A 17,756-nucleotide genomic window follows, 5' to 3' on the forward strand; every position below is an offset into this window, starting at 1 on the left:
AGTTAGAACGGTGGAAACGCTTTCTGCCGGCTCGCCATGAGCTCATGCCACCTCGTTATCACGCACATGCGTCTCGCGGTGCGGCGTCAGGCCGGCGGATCGGCTTCGCTGGCGGTGTCCAGACGCCGGCCCTCGCGACGCGGCGCGGTGAACGGCGTCGGCGTGGCGGGCGCGGTGTTGCCGATCAGCAGCGGAATGCCGGCGCGGACGTCGCCGGCGGCGACCTCCAGATCGAACCGCTCGGCGTCCAGGCGGCGCACCTCATCGGCGGTACGGGCGGCCTCGTCCTCGTCCACGCCCATGGCTTCCAGTGCGGCCTGGCCGAACCGCACCGCCGATTCGAACGTCTCGCGGATCTGGAAGTCCACCCCGGCCGCGACCAGCTTGAGCGAATGTTCGCGGTCGAAGGAGCGGGCCAGCACCTTGGCCTGGGTGAACTCCTCCTGCGCCAGTTCGACGATCAGGCTGGTGGTCTCCGGCCTGTCGGTACAGATGGCGATCAGGCGCGCGGTCGAGGCGCCCGAGGCATGCAGCACGTCCAAGCGCGTGCCGTCGCCGAAGAACACCTTGAAGCCGAACTCCTCGGCGCTGCGGATCATGTCGATGTCGCTGTCGATGATGGTCACATCGATGTCGCGCGCCAGCAGCGACTGGCTCATGACCTGGCCGAAGCGGCCGAAGCCGATGATCAGCACACTGCCGCTCTGGTCGTGCACCGCCTCGATGCCTTCCATCGAGGCAGCGGCCTTGGGCATGAAGCGGCGCGCCACCAGGACCACCAGCGGCGTGAGCACCATCGACAGCACCACCACCGCGGTCATCGTCGCGCTGACGGTCGGATCGATCAGGCCGGCGGCCAGGGCCGCGGCATAGAGCACGAAGGCGAACTCGCCGCCCTGCGCCATCAGCACCGCGCGGTCCAGCGCTTCGCCGTGGCTGCTGTGGGTCAGGCGCGCGACCACGTAGATGCACAGCGCCTTGGTCACCATCATCGCCACCACCAGCCCGGCGACCACCAGCGCGTTGCTGGCCACCACCGACAGATCCAGCGACATGCCGACCGAGAGGAAGAACAGGCCCAGCAGCAAGCCGCGGAAGGGTTCGATGTCCGCCTCGATCTGGTGGCGGAAGGTGGATTCGGACAGCAGCACGCCGGCCAGGAACGCGCCCATCGCCATCGACAGCCCGCCCAGCTGCATCAGCAGCGCCGCGCCCAGCACCACCAGCAGCGCCGCGGCGGTCATCACCTCGCGCGCCTTGGCGCGCGCCAGCAGCCGGAACAGCGGATTGAGCAGCCACAGGCCGGCGGCGATCAGTCCCGCCAGGCAGGCCACGCTGATGCCGATGGACATCCAGCGCGAGTGCGCCCCGGCCTCGGCCGGCAGCGGCGACAGAAAGGCCACCAGCGCCAGCAGCGGCACGATCAGCAGGTCCTCGAACAGCAGCACCGAGACGATCTTCTGCCCATGCGGCAACGCGATGTCCCCGCGTTCGCCCAGCAGTTGCATGACGATGGCGGTGGAGGTGAGCACGAAGCCGGCCGCGCCGACGAAGGCCACCGCGCCATGCAGCCCGAACAGCATGCCCACACCGGTCAGCGCCGCGGTGCACAGCGCGATCTGCAGCGACCCCAGGCCGAAGATCTGCCTGCGCAGGCCCCACAGATGCGAGGGGCGCATCTCCAGTCCGATCACGAACAGGAACAGCACCACGCCCAGTTCGGCCACGTGCAGGATGGCCTGCGGATCGTTGAACCAGCCCAGCCCGAACGGGCCGATGACCAGGCCCGCGGCCAGATAGCCCAGCACCGAGCCCAGGCCCAGTCGACGGAACAGCGGGACAGCGACCACCGCCGCGCCCAGCAGGGCGACCACGTTGACCAGTTGGCTGGATTCGGATTCGACGCTCATGCGCCGAGTCTAACGGCGCATGTCGGCGCTGCAATGTGCGCCGTCGCGAATCAGTGTGTACTGACCCGCTTGTCAGGCGCGCCGCCGCGCGCTGCGGTTTCCAGCGACGCCGTGACGATCAGCACCACCGTGGTCAGCGCGTTCAACCACAGCAGTCCCAACACCTGCGCCAGGCACGCCAGCGGCAGCAGCAACGCAAGGCCGATCAGATGCGAGAGCGGGAAGCGTCCATAGACCGCGCGCTTGTACAGCCCATTGCCCGCCAGGAACAGGCCAGGCCCCGCCAGCATCACCAGCACGAAGGCCAGCGTCATGTGGCCGTGCGGATGGGCGATCATCAGGTCGTTGCCGACCGCGGTGACGATGACGCTGCCGACGATGGCCACGTGCAGATAGTGGAACAGCGCGCCATAGCGGCCAGGATCGTCGGACTGGACGATGACCTCGGTCGCATCGCGCACGGCGATGTTGAAGTACAGCCACCACATCGCCAGGCTGCCGACGAACGCGGTGGCGAAGGCGATCATCTCCGCCGCGTCCCAGGCCGGCGCGTGGGCCAGCGTGGCACCGGTGATCAGGATCGATTCGCCCAGGGCCACGATCACGAACAGCGCGCAGCGCTCGACCAGGTGACCGCCCTCGATGGTCCATTCGCGCGCGCTGTCCGACCGCCCCAGGCCGGGAACGGGAAAGCCGAACATCGGCGAGATGTATTCGCACGCCACCGCCAGGCCCCACAGCAGCAGGCGCCAGCCCGGCTCGGCCAGCCCGCCGGCGATCCAGAAGACCGCACACAGGATGGCCCAGGCCAGGATGCGGCTGAAGTTCGGCCCCAGGGGGTGCGCGCCCAGCTGCAGGCGCAGGAACAGCGCCCGTCCCACCTGCATGACCGCATAGCAGCCGGCGAACAGGAGGCCGCGCTCGCCGAAGGCCTCCGGCAGCGCGGCGGCGAACAGCAGCCCCACGCCCATCAGCGCGAACAGCATGACCCGGATCGGCCGCGTCTCCGGGTCGAACCAGTTGGTCATCCAGCAGGTGTACTGCCAGCCCAGCCACACCGCGAACCACAGCAGCAGCGCCTGGGCCGCCCCCAGCACGGTCAGGTGCCCAAGCAGGAAGTGCGACACCTGGGTGACGGCGAACACATAGACCAGATCGAAGAACAGTTCGGCGTAGCTGACCTTGGCCTCGCTGCCATCGCGCACGCGCAGCAGCGGATGCGGCGTGGTCGCGGCCGGGACGTCGCGCACGGGTGCGTGCCCGTGGTTCATGGCGAGACGCCGCGACGCGGCAGCTTGAGCGCCAGCACCCAGGCCAGCACGACCGGCACCAGGAAGATCAACGCCTGGATCGGCGCCTCCTCTTCCAGCGTGTAGCCGTGCGCCAGACCGGTGCGCAGATTCCACAGCACCGCCAGCAGCCACAGCACGGTGAAGCCGATGGCGCCCTGGCGGCGCAGGCGCACCGGCATGCGCAGCACGATGCCGAGTGCGATCAGCAGCCCGGCCACGATCAGGATCAGGGTACGCATGGGGTGCGGCGCGTCTCTGGCAGGAGGATGGCCGGCACGTTAGCGCAAGGCAGGTGCACGTCGCACCTCTCCGCTGGCGACTTCAGGGTGCCGCGCCGCACACGGGGCAGTCGGGGTCCGGCGGCAGGGCCAGCTCGTGGAAGCGCATGCCCAGCGCGTCGAAGCCCAGCAGCCGCCCGGCCAGCGATTCGCCCAGGCCCAGCAGCAGCTTGATCGCCTCGGTCGCCTGCAGCAGGCCGATCACGCCGGGCAGCACGCCGAGCACGCCGGCCTGCGCGCAGTTGGGCGCCAGCGCGGGCGGCGGGGGCGTCGGAAAGAGGCAGCGGTAGCACGGCACCTGGCCACGCCGGCGTCCGGCGTCGAACACGCTCACCTGCCCTTCGAAGCGCTGCACCGCGCCATACACCAGTGGCTTGCCCAAACGCACGCAGGCGTCGTTGAGCAGGTAGCGCGTGGCGAAGTTGTCGGCGCCATCGATCACCACATCCACGCCATCGAGCAGCGCGTCGACATTGTCGGCCGCCACGCGCGCGGCCACCGCATCGATGGCGATGTCCGGGTTGAGGGCCTCGAGCGTCCGCGTCGCCGAGACCACCTTGGGCTGCCCGATGCGGTCCTCGCCATGCAGGATCTGGCGCTGCAGGTTGCTGCGCTCGACCACATCGTCATCGGCGATGCGCAGGGTGCCCACGCCGGCCGCCGCCAGATAGTAGGCGGCCGGCGATCCCAGCCCGCCTGCGCCGACGATCAGCACGCGCGCATCGCGCAGGCGCTCCTGCCCGGCTGCGCCGACTTCCGGCAGCAGCAGATGGCGCGAGTAGCGCTCGGCGAAGCGGGCCTGCCCGGCGTCGAACACCGGCACGACCACGGGCAGTCCCTCGGCGATCCAGCGTGCGGTGCCCCCTTCGACCGAAGCCACGCGCCCATAGCCACCGGCCGCCAGCGCCTGCGCGGCGGCGAGCGAACGCGCACCGCTCTGGCAGATCAGCAGGATGTCGCGCGAGCGATCGGGCAGATGCGCCTGCGGCGCAGCCTCCAGCGCGGCGCGTTCGATGCCGAGCGCGCCTTCGGCCTGGCCCTGCGCACGCTCGTGCACCTCGCGCACGTCGACGAGCACGGCGCCGGCGGCCTGGCGTGCGCGCGCCTGCGCGGGCGTGAGCAGTTCGATGTCCATCCTTGGGATTATCGTCCACGCCGCGTCATGCCGGCATCGCTGCGTCCCGCGCGTCGATCCGGCGCCCACTCAGCGCTCGCTGGGAGTCGCCATGGCGGCGATAAGGCCTGCCCGACACGGCTTCGGGTCGCAGGGGAAACCCGATCGTCGATCCTGCGGCGTGCTGGAACGCCGCGGCGCCTGCGCCAAAGCCAGCAGTCCCTAGGTTCCCGCTTTCGCGGGAACGACGGTTCGTGCGCCTTCTTGCCGCTGCAGACGCGGCGCCACCTGCCGCCCACGCCCCGCAGTCAGTAGGGCAACACCGTCACCGGCGTCCCCGCCGCGTAGTGCCGCTCGCCCGCCTCCAGCACGATCAGCGCATCGCTGTCCGCCGCGCCACGCAGCTGGTGCGAGGCGTCGGCCGGGTTCGGCTCGACCAGCAGCACGCCGGTCTCGCTGCTGCGCAACCGGCCGCGCAGGAACTCCAGCCGATCGTGCGTCTTGCGCCAGTCGCTGGACAGGCAGGCGGTGAAACGCGGGCGCGGCTCCGCCCTGCCCTGCACCGCATCGATCAGCGGCCGCCCCAGCGCCAGGAAGGTCGCCAGCACCGACACCGGATTGCCCGGCAGGCCGAGCATCAAGGCCCGCTCCAGCGCGCCGAACAGCACCGGCATGCCAGGCTTGATCCGCACCTTCCAGAAATGCACCTGCCCGTGCGCCTGCAGCAGCCCGGGCAGCAGATCGCGCTCGCCGGCCGAGACGCCGCCGGCGGTGATCACCAGGTCGAAGGCGCTGGCCGCATCGCGCAGCGCAGTCTCCACGCGCTGCGGATCGTCGGGCAGGCGCGGCCAGGCCACCGGCTCCAGGCCGAGCTGGCGCAGCAGGCCCATGAGCAGGTCGCGGTTGCTGTCGTAGATCTGTCCCGGCGCCAGCGGCATGCCCGGCTCGACCAGTTCATCGCCGGTGGAGAACACGGCCACGGTCGGCTTCGGGAACACCGCCAGGTCGGCATGGCCAAGCGCGGCGGCCAGCGACACGCGCGCCGGGGTCAGCACCTGACCTGCATCCAGCACCTGCGCGCCGGCCTGCACGTCCTCGCCCGCGCGACGGATGTCGTGGCCCGCCTGGAGGCCCGCGGGCACCGTGACGCGCGCGCCATCGACCTGGGCCCGCTCCTTCATGACCACCGCATCGGCGCCGCCGGGCAGCGGCGCGCCGGTGGTGATGCGCGCGCACTGGCCGGGCTGCAGCACCAGGCCGGCGTCCGGCCCGGCGAACTGCTCACCAGCCAGCGTCAGCGTCGTCGGCGCCTCGGGCGAAAGGTCGGCGCTGCGCACCGCGAAGCCGTCCATGCGGCTGTTGTCGAACGGCGGCAACGGCAACTCCGCGCTCACCGCCTGCGCCAGCACGCGGCCATCGACGCGCTGGATCGCCAGCCGCTGCGGCGGCGCGCGATGCCGCACCCCGATCCGCGCGACGATCTCCAGCGCCTCCAGGTAGTCGATGCGCGTGGGGAAGTCCATCGCTTACTTGCCACGCTTGACGTGGCGGATCAGGCGCTTCTTCTTGGCGATCTGGCGCTCGGTCAGCACGTTCTTCTTGCCTTCGTACGGATTGGCGCCCTCGCGGAACAGGAACCGCACCGGCGTCCCCACCAGCTTGAAGCGCTTGCGGAAGAAGTTCTCCAGGTAGCGCTTGTAGGACTCCGGCAGCACCTTCAGGCGCGTGCCGTGGACGATGAACGTCGGCGGATTCTCGCCACCTGGATGCACGTAGCGCAGCTTGGAGACATGGCCGCGGATGCTCGGCGGCGGGTTGGATTCGTAGGCGATCTCCAGCGCGGTGTTGACCTCGCTGGTGCTGAAGGTCTTGGTCGCCGAGGCATGCGCGCGGTGGATGGCGCGGAACAGTTCGCGCAGGCCAGAGCCGTGCTTGGCCGAGATGCGCACCGCCTCGGCCCATTCGACGAAGCCCAGCTTGCGCGAGAGCAGCTGCTCGGCCTGCTGGCGCTGGTAGTCGGTCAGGCCGTCCCATTTGTTGACCGCCACCACCAGCGCGCGGCCGGCATCGAGGATCGCGCCCAGCACGCTGGCGTCCTGGTCGGTCACGCCTTCGCTGGCGTCCAGCAGCAGCACCGCGACCTGGCACTGTTCGATGGCCTGCAGCGTCTTGACGATGGAGAACTTCTCCACCACCTCGTCCACGCGGCCCTTGCGGCGCAGGCCGGCGGTGTCGACAAGCCGGTACAGGCGGCCTTCGCGCTCCAGGTCCACCGCGATGGAGTCGCGCGTGGTGCCAGGCACCTCCGAGGCGATCATCCGCTCCTCGCCCAGCAGGCGGTTGACCAGCGTGGACTTGCCGACGTTGGGCCGGCCGACGAAGGCGATGCGCATGCGCCGGGGGTCTTCGTCCAGCAGTTCGCCCGCGCCCTCGGCCGGGACGCGTTCGAGCACTTCCTCGACCAGTTCGTCCACGCCCTGGCGATGCGCGGCCGACAGGGTCAGCACATCGGCGAAGCCGTAGCGGGCGAAGTCGGCGCGGGCCGCCTCTTCGTCCACGCCGTCGATCTTGTTGAGCACCAGCAGGGTCGGCCGCGCGGTCTTGCGCAGCCAGGCCAGGATCTCGTCATCCAGCGCCGATGCGCCCTCGCGCGCATCGACGATGAACAGCACCAGGTCGGCCTCGGCCGCGGCGGCGCGCGACTGCCGCGCGGTGGCGCCGGCCAGGCCCTCCTCGTCGCCGGCGATGCCGCCGGTGTCGACCAGCACGAACGGGGTCTCCGGCTGCAGCCGGCACACACCGTAGTTGCGGTCGCGGGTCACGCCGGGCTGGTCGTGCACCAGCGCGTCGCGGGTGCGCGTGAGCGCATTGAACAGCGTGGACTTGCCCACGTTGGGGCGGCCCACCAGGGCGACGAGAGGCAGCATTGGAAACCAGACCTGGAAGGCGAAGAACGAGCGGGGCCGGTGCCGGCGGCCCGCCGCGCGGACCCGGCGGCGCGGCCATGGACACGCGGCGAAGGCGGCACAGGATACGAAAACGGGGAGCCGGACGCATGTTCCGGCTCCCCGTGGGTCTTGCGTGGAAGGCTTACTTGATGCGGAACGCGGTCAGCTTGCCGTCGACGTTCTGGACCAGCAGCACGCCATCGGCGACCACCGGGGTGGCGCGGATCGGGTCGCCGCCGGCGCGTTCGCGCGCGGCCAGCTCGCCGTTGTCCAGGCGCAGCCAGTGCACGTAGCCGTCGTAGTCGCCGACCACCGCGTAGTCGCCCTGCACCGCCGGCGCGGTCAGCGCGCGGCGCAGCAGCTTCTGGTTGGACCACAGCGAACCGCCGCTGGTCTTGTCCAGCGCCCAGACCACGCCGCCCTTGTCCGAAAGCACGACGCTGGACGGGGCCAGGCCCAGGCCGGCGACGCCGCCCTTGTCGCGGCTCCACATCGGGCGCCCGCTCGGGCCGTCGATGGCCAGGGTCGCGTTCTTGTAGCTGGAGGCGAACAGCGTGGTGCCGTCGATCACCGGCGGCCCGTCCACGTCGGCCATACGGTCCAGCTCGGTGCGGCCCTCGGGCTGGCCCACGGTCTGATCCCACAGCGCATGGCCGTCATTGAGCGCCAGCGCGGTCATGGTGCCGTCGTCGTTGCCCACGAACACCAGGCCCGGGCCCAGCGTGACCGGGCCATTGCCGCGCACGGTCAGCGGGGGCTGCTCGCGGTTCCAGAACCAGCGGCGCACGCCGTCGGTCACCTGGAAGCACAGCACCTGGCCGTCGTTGGCGTGCACCAGCACGTTGCCCTGGCCGATGGTCGGCGGGGCGATGATCTCGTTGCTGGCCTTGGCGGTCCACTTCTCTTCGCCCGTGGCCGGGTCCAGCGCGAAGAGCTTGCCCGACAGCGTGCCGATCACGACGAGCCCATCGCCGGCGCCGACGGCCGAGACGCGCTCGTCCTTCATCTTGTGGTGCCACAGTTCCTTGCCGGTCTGAAGGTCCAGCGCCTTGACCCCACCCTCGATCGCCGCGGCGTAAACGTGGCCGTCGGCCACGGCCGGGCCCTGACGGACGCCGAGCAGCTTCTCGCCCTTGCCCACGCTGGCGGACCAGAGCTTGTCGACCTTGATGCTGGGCTCGAACTTCTCCAGCTTGACCGGCTCGGTGGCGGCCTTCTCGGCGGCCTTCTTGTCGTCGGTGAACCACCCCTTGACCGTGCTGCACCCGGCCAGGACCGACGCCAGCGCGACCACGACGGCCACGCGCTTCATGTTCACAACCACTTTCATCAGATCGACTCCGCGGACCCGGGCAGCGTGCCGCCGGCGTTGGTGAGCTTGATTTCAACCATCTGGCGCTGCGGCGAGGCCACATCCAGGCTGGTCAGCGCCTTGAGATAGGTGTCCCGGGCCTGGTCGCGCTTGCCCGCCAGGACCAGCGCATCCCCGCGCGCTTCCAGCGCCGAGGCGCTGTCGTAGGGGGCCAGCAGCTTGATCGCCTCGTCCTGCTTGCCGGTGGCATTGAGCAGGCGCGCGGCATGCAGGTCGGCGTAGGGCTTGACCGGCGAATCGGCCTTGACCGCCTTCAGCGTGGCCAGGGCGGCGTCGTTCTGCTTGGCCTTGACCTGGGCCTGGGCCAGCTGCAGCAGCGCCAGCTGCGTGTAGATCGCATCGCCGTCGCGCTTCTGCAGCGCGGCCACCTTGTCCTGCGCGGCCTTCAGATCGGCGCCGCCGATCGCCTTGACCGCGTCGGTGTAGCTGGCATACCCGGCCTGCGACTGCTGGGCGCGGTGCTGGCCATACCACTTCCATCCAAAGATCAGCGCCAGTCCCAGCGCGATGCCGCCAATAATCCCGGCGCCGTTGTTCTTCAGCCAGTTGCGGACGCGCTCACTCTGCTCGTGCTCGTCCAGCAGGTCATCGATTGCCATGCGTACTCTCGCCCCGCCATTGCGCGGGGTCATCTAATTGCGACAGGTGGACCCTCGCGGGTCAGTCCTGAACCGGCGCGAGTGATCCGTCGGAGGATACCGCAAAGCGTGCCACGTTGGCCCGCTGGAACGGCGCGAGGTCCACCGTACTCCCGCCTTGCTGAACCTGAACCGCGTTCGCATTGCCCAGTTTGATCCGGGCCACTTGCCCGGCCTGGAAGCTGCGCGTCTGGCCGGCCTTGAGCAGGCCGCGCTCCAGGCTCTGGCCATCGGGACCCTGCACGTCCACCCAGCTGTCGCCGCTGAAGGTCAGGGTCAGCGCGGCGCCGGCCGGTGGGGTCTCGCGGGTCAGGCGCGGGGCCATCGACGCGGTGATCGGCGCGCTGTCCGGTTCGGCCTGCGGCGCGGGCGCCGGGGTCGAGGCGGGCGCGGCGAGCGGAGCCTCGGAGGCGGCGATCGGCGCGGCGGCCTTGGGCATCTCGTCCAGCGAAGCGGTCTTCAGCGCGGGCTTGCCGGCATTGTTGGAGACCACCAGCCAGACCGGCACGGCGAAGAAGCACACCGTGATCACCACGTACACCGCGCGGCGCGCGGTGGATTCCAGCACGCGCTGGTAGCGCGGGGTATGGGTGCGGCTGACCAGTTCCACCGGGCGCACGGCCTGCAGCAGGGACTGGTCCAGATAGGCGCCGATGTCCACGCCCAGCGCGCGGGCGTAGCTGCGCACGTGGCCACGGACGAAGACCGGCGCGCCCAGCTGCTCCCATTGGCCGGATTCGAGGATTTCGACCACCCGGGCCGGCACCTTGAGCCGGGTGCCCGCCTGGGCGACGGTCATGCCCTGCTGCTCGCGCGCCTGGCGCAGCAGCGCGGCGATCTGCGCCTGCTGCCCCTCACCGGATGCGGATTGGGTCGTGTTGCGATCCATCATGGTCCTGCACTATCCCCGGGGACTTGCCGCAGCGGCTTGTGGGAACTCCGCCCGCAGACGCTGTCGATATCTCTCGGCGGCAGCCTTGTCGCCAAGCCTGTTCTCAATGTCGGCCGCAAGTTGTAACACGCTTGCGTCGACCGGTGCAGCCGCGATGCGCCGCTCGATGAAGGCGCGCGCCTCCATGTCGTGGCCGATCCGGTGCGCGTTGCGCGCCATCGACAGCAGCGCATAGGCATTGTTCGGGTCCAGCGCCAGGGCCTTGCGCAGGTCGCGCTCGACCCGCTCGTACTGGCCGGTCTGCAGCGCGCAGCCGCCGGCGTTGGCCAGCGCGGCGGCCGGGGTCGGGTAGCCCGGCGTGGCGATGGCGCGGTCGAACCACACCAGCGCCTCGGCCGGATAGCCGTTGGCGCACAGCCAAGCGCCGTAGTTGTTCATCATGCCGCCGTCCTGCGGCGCCAGCTCGGCCGCCTGGCGGTAGTGTTCGCCGGCGCCCTTGGTGTCGCCACGCGCGCCGTCGACGATGGCCAGCAGGGTGTGGGCGGCGGCCGACTTCGGATTGGCGCGCAGGACCTTGCTGGCCTCGCGCTCGGCGGTCTCCAGGTCGCCCACGCGCAGGCGCTGCTCGGCCATGCCCAGCGACTCGCTCTCCTCGATCCGCTTGCGCGTGGCCTTGTCGTCGCTGACGCGGTACTCGCTGGCGGGCGTTTCGACGGGCTTGACCCCGCCCTTGGGCCGTACGAAGGTCAGCCGTGAGCAGCCGGTCGCCGCCACCGCCAAGATCAGCCCGGCGAGCAGGACCTTATGCGGCCGCATCGCCCAGCCCCTGCTCGCGCAGCTGGCGGTTGAACTCGGCCTGGCGCCGGGTGCGGTCCATGACCTGGCCCTTGAGCTGGCCGCAGGCCGCGTCGATGTCGTCGCCACGGGTGCGGCGCACCATCGTCAGCACCTGCGCATCGAGCAGGATCTTCTGGAAGGCGCGGATCTGCGCGTCCTCCGAGCGCTCGTAGCGGGTACCCGGGAAGGGATTGAACGGGATCAGGTTGACCTTGCCGGCCTCGCGCGACTGCATCTGGTTGCCGAACTGGCGCATCAGCCGCGCCAGCGAGCGGGCGTGCTCGGGCTGGTCGTTGACGCCCTTCATCAGCGTGTACTCGAACGTGATCGAGTCGCGCTTGGGACTGGCCTTGAGATAGCGCGCGCAGGCGGCCATCAGCTGCTCGACCGGGTACTTCTTGTTGAGCGGCACCAGCTGGCTGCGCAGCTCGTCCTGCGCCGCATGCAGGGAGACCGCCAGCGACACGTCGCTCTCGGTGGAGAGGCGGTCGATCATCGGCACCATGCCGGCGGTGGACAGCGTCACGCGCTTGCTGGCCAGGCCGTAGCCCAGGTCGTCGCGCATGATGCTCATGGCGCGCACGACGTTGTCGAAATTGGCCAGCGGCTCGCCCATGCCCATCATCACCACGTTGGTGAGGCGACGGATCTGCGCCGGCACGTTGCCCAGGTGACGCGCGGCCACCCAGACTTGGCCGATGATCTCGGCCGTGGACAGGTTGCGGTTGAAGCCCTGGGTGGCGGTCGAGCAGAACTGGCAGTTCAGCGCGCAGCCGACCTGCGAGGACACGCACAGCGTGCCGCGGGTCTTGTCCGGGATGTAGACGGTCTCGATGGCGTTCTTGCCATCGGCGCCCATCGACAGCAGCCACTTGTGCGTGCCGTCGGCGGAGGGCTTGTCGAACACCACGTTCGGCACGACCACTTCGGCGTGCTGCTGCAGCTTGGCGCGCAGCGACTTGCCCAGGTCGGTCATGCCGTCGAAGTCGGTGACGTAGCGATGGTGGATCCACTTCATCACCTGGTGGGCGCGGTAGCGCTTCTCGCCGAGGGTCTCCTCGAAGAAGCGCTCCAGCCCCGCCCGGTCCAGGTCGAGCAGATTCTGCTTGCGCGACGGCGCACCGGCGAGCGGCTCGCCGGTGGTGGTCACGCTGGGAATCGGCGCGATCTGGCTCATCGAAGGCTCAGCGCGAGACCACTTCGGTGGCGGCGAACCAGTACGCCACTTCGATCGCCGCGTTCTCCAGCGAGTCCGAGCCGTGGGCGGCGTTGGCGTCGATCGAATCGGCGAAGTCGGCGCGGATGGTGCCCGGCGCGGCGTCCTTCGGATTGGTGGCGCCCAGCAGCTCGCGGTGCGCGGCCACGGCGTTCTCGCCTTCCAGCGCCTGGATCATCACCGGGCCGGAGATCATGAACTCGACCAGCGCGTTGAAGAACGGGCGGTCCTTGTGCACGGCGTAGAAGCCCTCGGCCTCGCGGCGCGACAGCTGCTTGTACTTGGCGGCCACGATCTTCAGGCCGGCCTTCTCGAAACGGGCGTAGATCTCGCCGATGACGTTCTTGGCGACGGCATCGGGCTTGATGATGGACAGGGTGCGCTCCAGCGCCATGGGAAGTTCTCCGAAGTTCGGGCCGGTTGAGGACCCAAGGGTTGCTAAGAAAAAACCCGCGTGGAAACGCGGGCTTGAATTTGATTTCTCCAGGGATTCTAACGGATTGCAGCGCCGCGTGCATCTGCCGGCCGCGCTTTTGGTGCGTTGCAACATGACAGGAGGAAGGGCTCGGCGCAGACTCAAACAAGCGTTTGATTCAAAGGCGTTCCGTACGCATGGCCACCGGCACCCAGTTCTCGACCAAGGACCGCATCCTCGGCGCCGCCGAGGAACTGTTCGCCCTGCACGGCTTCGCCGGCACGTCCCTGCGCCAGGTCACCACCCGGGCCGACGTCAACATCGCCGCGGTCAATTACCACTTCGGCTCCAAGGAAAACCTGGTCAACGAGGTGTTCCGCCGGCGGATGGACGTGATGACCGCCGCGCGCCTGGGCCAGCTGGAAGAGGCCCTCAAGCGCCCCGGCGAGCTCGAGCCGATCCTGGCCGCCTTCGTCGAACCGGCCCTGGCCATGGCCCAGGACGGCCAGGGCGGTGGCGCCTTCGTGCGTGTGATCGCCCGGGCCTACGCCGAGAAGAACGACAACCTGCGCAAGTTCCTGTCCGATCACTACGGGCACGTGCTGCGCGAGTTCGCCAAGGCCATCGCCGCCTGCCTGCCCGGCCTGAGCAAGCAGGAGCTGTACTGGCGACTGGATTTCCTCGCCGGCGCCCTGACCTACGCCATGGCCGACTTCGGCCTGATCAAGCGTCCCGCCGGTGTCACCGAAGCCACCCATCGTGAGTTGGCCGCCCGGGAACTCATCCGCTTTGCCGAAGCCGGCTTTCGCGCCGGCAGCGTCGAATCGTAATTTCAACCAAAACAAAGGTTTGTTGAATATGTCTGAGAAACTGCTTGTACGTCGCGCCGCCGTGCTCGGTGCCGGCGTGATGGGGGCGCAGATCGCCGCCCACCTGACCAATGCGGGCGTGGACACGATCCTGTTCGACCTGCCCGCCAAGGAAGGCCCAGCCAGCGGCATCGTGCTCAAGGCCATCGCCAACCTGGGCAAGCTCTCTCCGGCGCCGCTGGCCGCCAAGGGGCTAGCCGAGGCCATCACCCCGGCCAACTACGGCAGCGACCTGGAGCTGCTGCGCGGCTGCGACCTGATCATCGAGGCCATCGCCGAGCGCATGGACTGGAAGCAGGATCTCTACGCCAAGATCGCCCCGTACGTGAACGAACAGGCGGTGCTGGCCTCCAACACCTCGGGCCTGGGCATCAACAAGCTCGCCGAGGTGCTGCCCGAGCAGCTGCGCCACCGCTTCTGCGGCGTGCATTTCTTCAACCCGCCGCGCTACATGCACCTGGCCGAGCTGATTCCCGCCAAGGGCACCGACAAGGCGGTGCTCGAGGGCCTGGAGAGCTTCCTGGTCACCACGCTGGGCAAGGGCGTGGTCTACGCCAAGGACACGCCGAACTTCATCGGCAACCGCATCGGCGTGTTCTCGATCCTGTCCACCATCCACCACACCCAGGAGTTCGGCCTGGGCTTCGACGAGGTCGACGGCCTGACCGGCCCGCTGGTCGGCCGACCGAAGTCGGCCACCTACCGCACCTCCGACGTCGTCGGCCTGGACACCATGGCCCATGTCATCAAGACAATGGCCGACACCCTGCCCGACGACCCCTGGCACGCGTTCTTCAAGTCGCCGGCCTGGCTGGAGGCGCTGATCGCCAAGGGCGCCCTGGGCCAGAAGACCGGCGCGGGCATCTTCCGCAAGGTCGGCAAGGACATCGTGGTGCTGGACCTGGAGAAGCAGGACTACCGCACCGCCGACCGCGCCGCTGCGCCTGAAGTGGTCGAGATCCTGAAGATCAAGAATCCGGCCGAGAAGTTCGCCAAGCTGCGCGAGAGCCAGCACCCGCAGGCGCAGTTCCTGTGGGCGACCTTCCGCGACCTGTTCCACTACAGCGCCTACCACCTGGCCGACATCGCCGAGACCGCGCGCGACGTGGACCTGGCCATCCGCTGGGGCTACGGCTGGTCGCTGGGGCCGTTCGAGACCTGGCAGGCCGCCGGCTGGAAGCAGGTGGCGCAGTGGATCGCCGAGGACATCGCCGCCGGCAAGAGCATGAGCAGCGCGCCGCTGCCCAACTGGGTGTTCGACGGCCGCGACGGCGTGCACGGGGCCGAGGGCTCGTACAGCCCGGCCAAGGACGCCAAGCTGCCGCGCTCGGCGCTGCCGGTCTACAGGCGCCAGCGCTTCCCCGACCCGGTGCTGGGCGAGCAGTACCCGCAGGGCGAGACGGTCTACGAGAACGACGGCGTGCGCATGTGGCATGACGGCGACGAGGTCGCCGTGGTCAGCTTCAAGACCAAGATGCACACCGTCTCGGACCAGGTGCTGGACGGGCTGCAGGAAGCCGTCGGCCGCGCCGAGCGCGACTTCAAGGGCCTGGTGATCTGGCAGCCCAAGGAGCCCTTCTCCGCCGGCGCCGACCTGGCCGGTGCGCTGGGTCTGCTGCAGGCGGGCAAGGTTGCCGAGTTCGAGGCGATGGTCGCCAACTTCCAGGCCACCAGCCAGCGCATCAAGTATTCGCTGGTGCCGGTCGTGGCCGCCGTCCGCGGCCTGGCCCTGGGCGGTGGCTGCGAGTTCCAGATGCACAGCGCCAAGACCGTGGCCGGGCTGGAGAGCTACATCGGCCTGGTCGAGGCCGGCGTGGGCCTGCTGCCCGCCGGCGGCGGCCTGAAGGAACTGGCCGCGCGCGCCTCGGCAGCCGCCGGTCCCGGCGGCGACGTGTTCGCCGAGCTGAAGAAGACCTTCGAGACCATCGCCATGGCCAAGGTCTCCAACTCGGCGGTCAACGCCCAGGAGCTGGGCCTGCTGCGGCCGACCGACAAGATCGTGTTCAACGCCTACGAGTCGCTGTACATCGCCAAGCACGAGGCCGCGGCGCTGGCCGAGTCGGGCTATCGCCCGCCCCTGCCCGCGCGCCGCATCCAGGTCGCCGGCGATGTCGGCATCGCCACCTTCAAGATGATGCTGGTCAACATGCTGGAGGGCCGCTTCATCAGCGAATACGACTACGAGATCGCCACCCGCATCGCCACCGTGCTGTGCGGCGGCGAGGTCGATCGCGGCGCGGTGGTGGACGAGGAATGGCTGCTCAAGCTGGAACGACGCCATTTCGTCGAACTGGCCCAGCAGGAAAAGACCCAGGCGCGGATTGGGCACATGCTCAAGACCGGCAAGCCGCTCAGGAACTGAGAATCGGGAATGGGGAATCGGGAGTGGAAAGCGCTCCCGACTCCTCCTTCCCTCCTAATTTCTGCCGGAAATAGGACTGCTGCAGATCGCGCGAATCCGCCTCCCCGATTCCCGACTCCCCATTCCCCATTCCCGGCTTTCGGAGAAAGCCAAATGACCAAGCAAATCCAGGACGCCTACATCGTCGCCGCCACCCGCACGCCGGTCGGCAAGGCGCCCAAGGGCATGTTCCGCAACACCCGTCCCGACGACATGCTCGCTCACGTCCTCAAGGCCGTGGTCGCGCAGGCGCCGGGCATCGACCTGGGCCGCATCGACGATGCCATCATCGGCTGCGCCATGCCCGAGGGCGAGCAGGGCATGAACGTGGCGCGCATCGGCGTGCTGCTGGCCGGCCTGCCCAACACCGTGGCCGGCCAGACCATCAACCGCTTCTGCTCCTCCGGCCTGCAGGCCGTGGCGCTGGCGGCCGACCAGATCCGCCTGGGCAATGCCGACCTGATGCTGGCCGGCGGCACCGAGTCGATGTCGATGGTGCCGATGATGGGCAACAAGATCGCCCTGTCGCCGTCGGTGTTCAAGGACGACCACGTCGCCATCGCCTACGGCATGGGCATCACCGCCGAGAAGGTGGCCGAGGAATGGAAGGTCTCGCGCGAGGACCAGGACGCCTTCGCCCTAGCCTCGCACCAGAAGGCCATCGCCGCGATCCAGGCCGGCGAGTTCGCCGCGGAGATCACCCCGTACGAGATCCACTCCTATCAGCCCAGTCTGGCCGACGGCAACACCATCGCCCTGCGCAAGCTGCGGGTGGAGCACGACGAGGGCCCGCGCCCGGACAGCTCGCTGGAGGGCCTGGCCAAGCTGCGCCCGGTGTTCCGCAACGGCCAGTTCGGCGGCAGCGTCACGGCCGGCAACTCCTCGCAGATGAGCGACGGCGCCGGCGCGGTGCTGCTGGCCTCCGAGCAGGCGATCAAGGACTACGGGCTGACCCCGCTGGCGCGCTTCGTCAGTTTTTCCGTGGCCGGCGTGCGTCCGGAAGTGATGGGCATCGGCCCGATCGAGGCCATCCCGAAGGCGCTCAGGCAGGCCGGCCTGACCAAGGACCAGCTGGACTGGATCGAGCTCAACGAGGCCTTCGCCGCGCAGTCGCTGGCGGTGATCCGCGACAGCGAACTCGATCCGTCCAAGGTCAATCCGCTGGGCGGCGCCATTGCCCTGGGCCACCCGCTGGGCGCGACCGGTGCGATCCGCACCGCGACCATCGTCCACGGCCTGCGCCGTCGCCAGCAGAAGTACGGCATGGTGACCATGTGCATCGGCACCGGCATGGGCGCGGCGGGCATCTTCGAGGCGCTCTGAGACCCGGCGGGGGACCTCGCATCCGAGGTCTCCCCTGGGCGCTGGTGGCGAGGCTGCTCGGAAGATCGCAGCATCGGCGGGCCGGCGGCGATTGAACTTCCGAGTGGTCCTGGGAGCCGCCATGGTGGAGATGAGGCTTTCCCGGTAAAGCCCGATCGCCGCCATGGCGGCTCCCACCGCGTCAGTTCGCAGCGAGATCGCCGGTTCGAGCCTCGCTGGAGTCTTCCGGCTCCTGGAACGAAAAAGGCGGC

Annotated in this window: 15 protein-coding genes; 3 read left to right on the forward strand and 12 right to left on the reverse strand. The window is 69.4% G+C overall.

All coding sequences use genetic code 11. From position 1 onward, the window contains the following. Positions 1 to 86: 86 nt before the first annotated feature. The 12 genes from LAJ50_RS10850 to ndk form a co-directional block, all read right to left on the reverse strand. The gene (locus LAJ50_RS10850; protein WP_138650994.1) at positions 87 to 1,910 is read right to left on the reverse strand and encodes a monovalent cation:proton antiporter-2 (CPA2) family protein; all 1,824 of its coding nucleotides are present in this window, start codon (positions 1,908 to 1,910) and stop codon (positions 87 to 89) included. A 50-nt stretch (positions 1,911 to 1,960) separates the two neighbouring features. Continuing rightward, positions 1,961 to 3,181, reverse strand: coding sequence for a low temperature requirement protein A (locus tag LAJ50_RS10855; protein ID WP_138650993.1), 1,221 nt, complete (start codon positions 3,179 to 3,181; stop codon positions 1,961 to 1,963). Then, positions 3,178 to 3,441 carry a hypothetical protein gene (locus LAJ50_RS10860; protein ID WP_130552448.1) on the reverse strand — a complete coding sequence of 88 codons (264 nt, stop codon included), beginning with the start codon at positions 3,439 to 3,441 and terminating at the stop codon, positions 3,178 to 3,180. The genes LAJ50_RS10855 and LAJ50_RS10860 overlap by 4 nt, the downstream gene beginning before the upstream one ends. Before the next feature lie 82 nt (positions 3,442 to 3,523). After that, complete coding sequence (gene moeB, locus LAJ50_RS10865) at positions 3,524 to 4,615, reverse strand: molybdopterin-synthase adenylyltransferase MoeB (RefSeq protein ID WP_138650992.1); 1,092 nt, start codon at positions 4,613 to 4,615, stop codon at positions 3,524 to 3,526. A 287-nt stretch (positions 4,616 to 4,902) separates the two neighbouring features. Beyond that, positions 4,903 to 6,117, reverse strand: coding sequence for a gephyrin-like molybdotransferase Glp (gene glp / locus LAJ50_RS10870; RefSeq protein WP_138650991.1), 1,215 nt, complete (start codon positions 6,115 to 6,117; stop codon positions 4,903 to 4,905). Between the two features lie 3 nt (positions 6,118 to 6,120). Next, complete coding sequence (gene der / locus LAJ50_RS10875; RefSeq protein ID WP_138650990.1) at positions 6,121 to 7,521, reverse strand: ribosome biogenesis GTPase Der; 1,401 nt, start codon at positions 7,519 to 7,521, stop codon at positions 6,121 to 6,123. A 163-nt stretch (positions 7,522 to 7,684) separates the two neighbouring features. Then, positions 7,685 to 8,872: an outer membrane protein assembly factor BamB gene (gene bamB, locus LAJ50_RS10880; RefSeq protein ID WP_138650989.1), complete on the reverse strand. Its 1,188-nt coding sequence runs from the start codon at positions 8,870 to 8,872 to the stop codon at positions 7,685 to 7,687. Then, positions 8,872 to 9,513 carry a tetratricopeptide repeat protein gene (locus LAJ50_RS10885; protein ID WP_138650988.1) on the reverse strand — a complete coding sequence of 214 codons (642 nt, stop codon included), beginning with the start codon at positions 9,511 to 9,513 and terminating at the stop codon, positions 8,872 to 8,874. The genes bamB and LAJ50_RS10885 overlap by 1 nt, the downstream gene beginning before the upstream one ends. A 61-nt stretch (positions 9,514 to 9,574) precedes the next feature. Then, entirely contained in the window at positions 9,575 to 10,444 is an 870-nt protein-coding gene (locus tag LAJ50_RS10890) for a helix-turn-helix domain-containing protein (protein ID WP_138650987.1), read from the reverse strand. Between the two features lie 9 nt (positions 10,445 to 10,453). Beyond that, positions 10,454 to 11,260 carry a type IV pilus biogenesis/stability protein PilW gene (pilW, locus tag LAJ50_RS10895; protein ID WP_138650986.1) on the reverse strand — a complete coding sequence of 269 codons (807 nt, stop codon included), beginning with the start codon at positions 11,258 to 11,260 and terminating at the stop codon, positions 10,454 to 10,456. Further along, positions 11,247 to 12,458, reverse strand: coding sequence for a 23S rRNA (adenine(2503)-C(2))-methyltransferase RlmN (gene rlmN, locus LAJ50_RS10900; protein WP_138650985.1), 1,212 nt, complete (start codon positions 12,456 to 12,458; stop codon positions 11,247 to 11,249). The genes pilW and rlmN overlap by 14 nt, the downstream gene beginning before the upstream one ends. A gap of 7 nt (positions 12,459 to 12,465) precedes the next feature. Then, a complete protein-coding gene (gene ndk / locus LAJ50_RS10905) occupies positions 12,466 to 12,891 on the reverse strand; it encodes a nucleoside-diphosphate kinase (protein WP_130518656.1) in 426 nt (141 codons plus the stop codon). 218 nt (positions 12,892 to 13,109) lie between these two features. On the opposite strand from ndk, the gene LAJ50_RS10910 reads away from it, so the two are divergent. From LAJ50_RS10910 to LAJ50_RS10920, 3 genes are all read left to right on the forward strand, one after another. Further along, complete coding sequence (locus LAJ50_RS10910) at positions 13,110 to 13,742, forward strand: TetR family transcriptional regulator (protein WP_130552457.1); 633 nt, start codon at positions 13,110 to 13,112, stop codon at positions 13,740 to 13,742. 28 nt (positions 13,743 to 13,770) lie between these two features. After that, positions 13,771 to 16,143, forward strand: a complete 2,373-nt coding sequence (locus tag LAJ50_RS10915; RefSeq protein WP_138650984.1) for a 3-hydroxyacyl-CoA dehydrogenase/enoyl-CoA hydratase family protein — start codon at positions 13,771 to 13,773, stop codon at positions 16,141 to 16,143. A gap of 153 nt (positions 16,144 to 16,296) precedes the next feature. Then, positions 16,297 to 17,505, forward strand: coding sequence for an acetyl-CoA C-acyltransferase (locus tag LAJ50_RS10920; protein WP_138650983.1), 1,209 nt, complete (start codon positions 16,297 to 16,299; stop codon positions 17,503 to 17,505). The last annotated feature ends 251 nt before the right edge of the window (positions 17,506 to 17,756 follow it).

Origin of the sequence: Pseudoxanthomonas sp. X-1, assembly GCF_020042665.1 — a bacterium.
In the GTDB taxonomy this organism is placed as follows: domain Bacteria; phylum Pseudomonadota; class Gammaproteobacteria; order Xanthomonadales; family Xanthomonadaceae; genus Pseudoxanthomonas_A; species Pseudoxanthomonas_A spadix_A.

What these genes read in the sequence shown, in the direction of transcription:
- LAJ50_RS10850 (WP_138650994.1), bottom strand. Translation starts at nt 1,910, where the DNA reads ATGAGCGTCGAATCCGAATCCAGCCAACTGGTCAACGTGGTCGCCCTG.
- LAJ50_RS10855 (WP_138650993.1), bottom strand. Translation starts at nt 3,181, where the DNA reads ATGAACCACGGGCACGCACCCGTGCGCGACGTCCCGGCCGCGACCACG.
- LAJ50_RS10860 (WP_130552448.1), bottom strand. Translation starts at nt 3,441, where the DNA reads ATGCGTACCCTGATCCTGATCGTGGCCGGGCTGCTGATCGCACTCGGC.
- moeB (WP_138650992.1), bottom strand. Translation starts at nt 4,615, where the DNA reads ATGGACATCGAACTGCTCACGCCCGCGCAGGCGCGCGCACGCCAGGCC.
- glp (WP_138650991.1), bottom strand. Translation starts at nt 6,117, where the DNA reads ATGGACTTCCCCACGCGCATCGACTACCTGGAGGCGCTGGAGATCGTC.
- der (WP_138650990.1), bottom strand. Translation starts at nt 7,521, where the DNA reads ATGCTGCCTCTCGTCGCCCTGGTGGGCCGCCCCAACGTGGGCAAGTCC.
- bamB (WP_138650989.1), bottom strand. Translation starts at nt 8,872, where the DNA reads ATGAAAGTGGTTGTGAACATGAAGCGCGTGGCCGTCGTGGTCGCGCTG.
- LAJ50_RS10885 (WP_138650988.1), bottom strand. Translation starts at nt 9,513, where the DNA reads ATGGCAATCGATGACCTGCTGGACGAGCACGAGCAGAGTGAGCGCGTC.
- LAJ50_RS10890 (WP_138650987.1), bottom strand. Translation starts at nt 10,444, where the DNA reads ATGATGGATCGCAACACGACCCAATCCGCATCCGGTGAGGGGCAGCAG.
- pilW (WP_138650986.1), bottom strand. Translation starts at nt 11,260, where the DNA reads ATGCGGCCGCATAAGGTCCTGCTCGCCGGGCTGATCTTGGCGGTGGCG.
- rlmN (WP_138650985.1), bottom strand. Translation starts at nt 12,458, where the DNA reads ATGAGCCAGATCGCGCCGATTCCCAGCGTGACCACCACCGGCGAGCCG.
- ndk (WP_130518656.1), bottom strand. Translation starts at nt 12,891, where the DNA reads ATGGCGCTGGAGCGCACCCTGTCCATCATCAAGCCCGATGCCGTCGCC.
- LAJ50_RS10910 (WP_130552457.1), top strand. Translation starts at nt 13,110, where the DNA reads ATGGCCACCGGCACCCAGTTCTCGACCAAGGACCGCATCCTCGGCGCC.
- LAJ50_RS10915 (WP_138650984.1), top strand. Translation starts at nt 13,771, where the DNA reads ATGTCTGAGAAACTGCTTGTACGTCGCGCCGCCGTGCTCGGTGCCGGC.
- LAJ50_RS10920 (WP_138650983.1), top strand. Translation starts at nt 16,297, where the DNA reads ATGACCAAGCAAATCCAGGACGCCTACATCGTCGCCGCCACCCGCACG.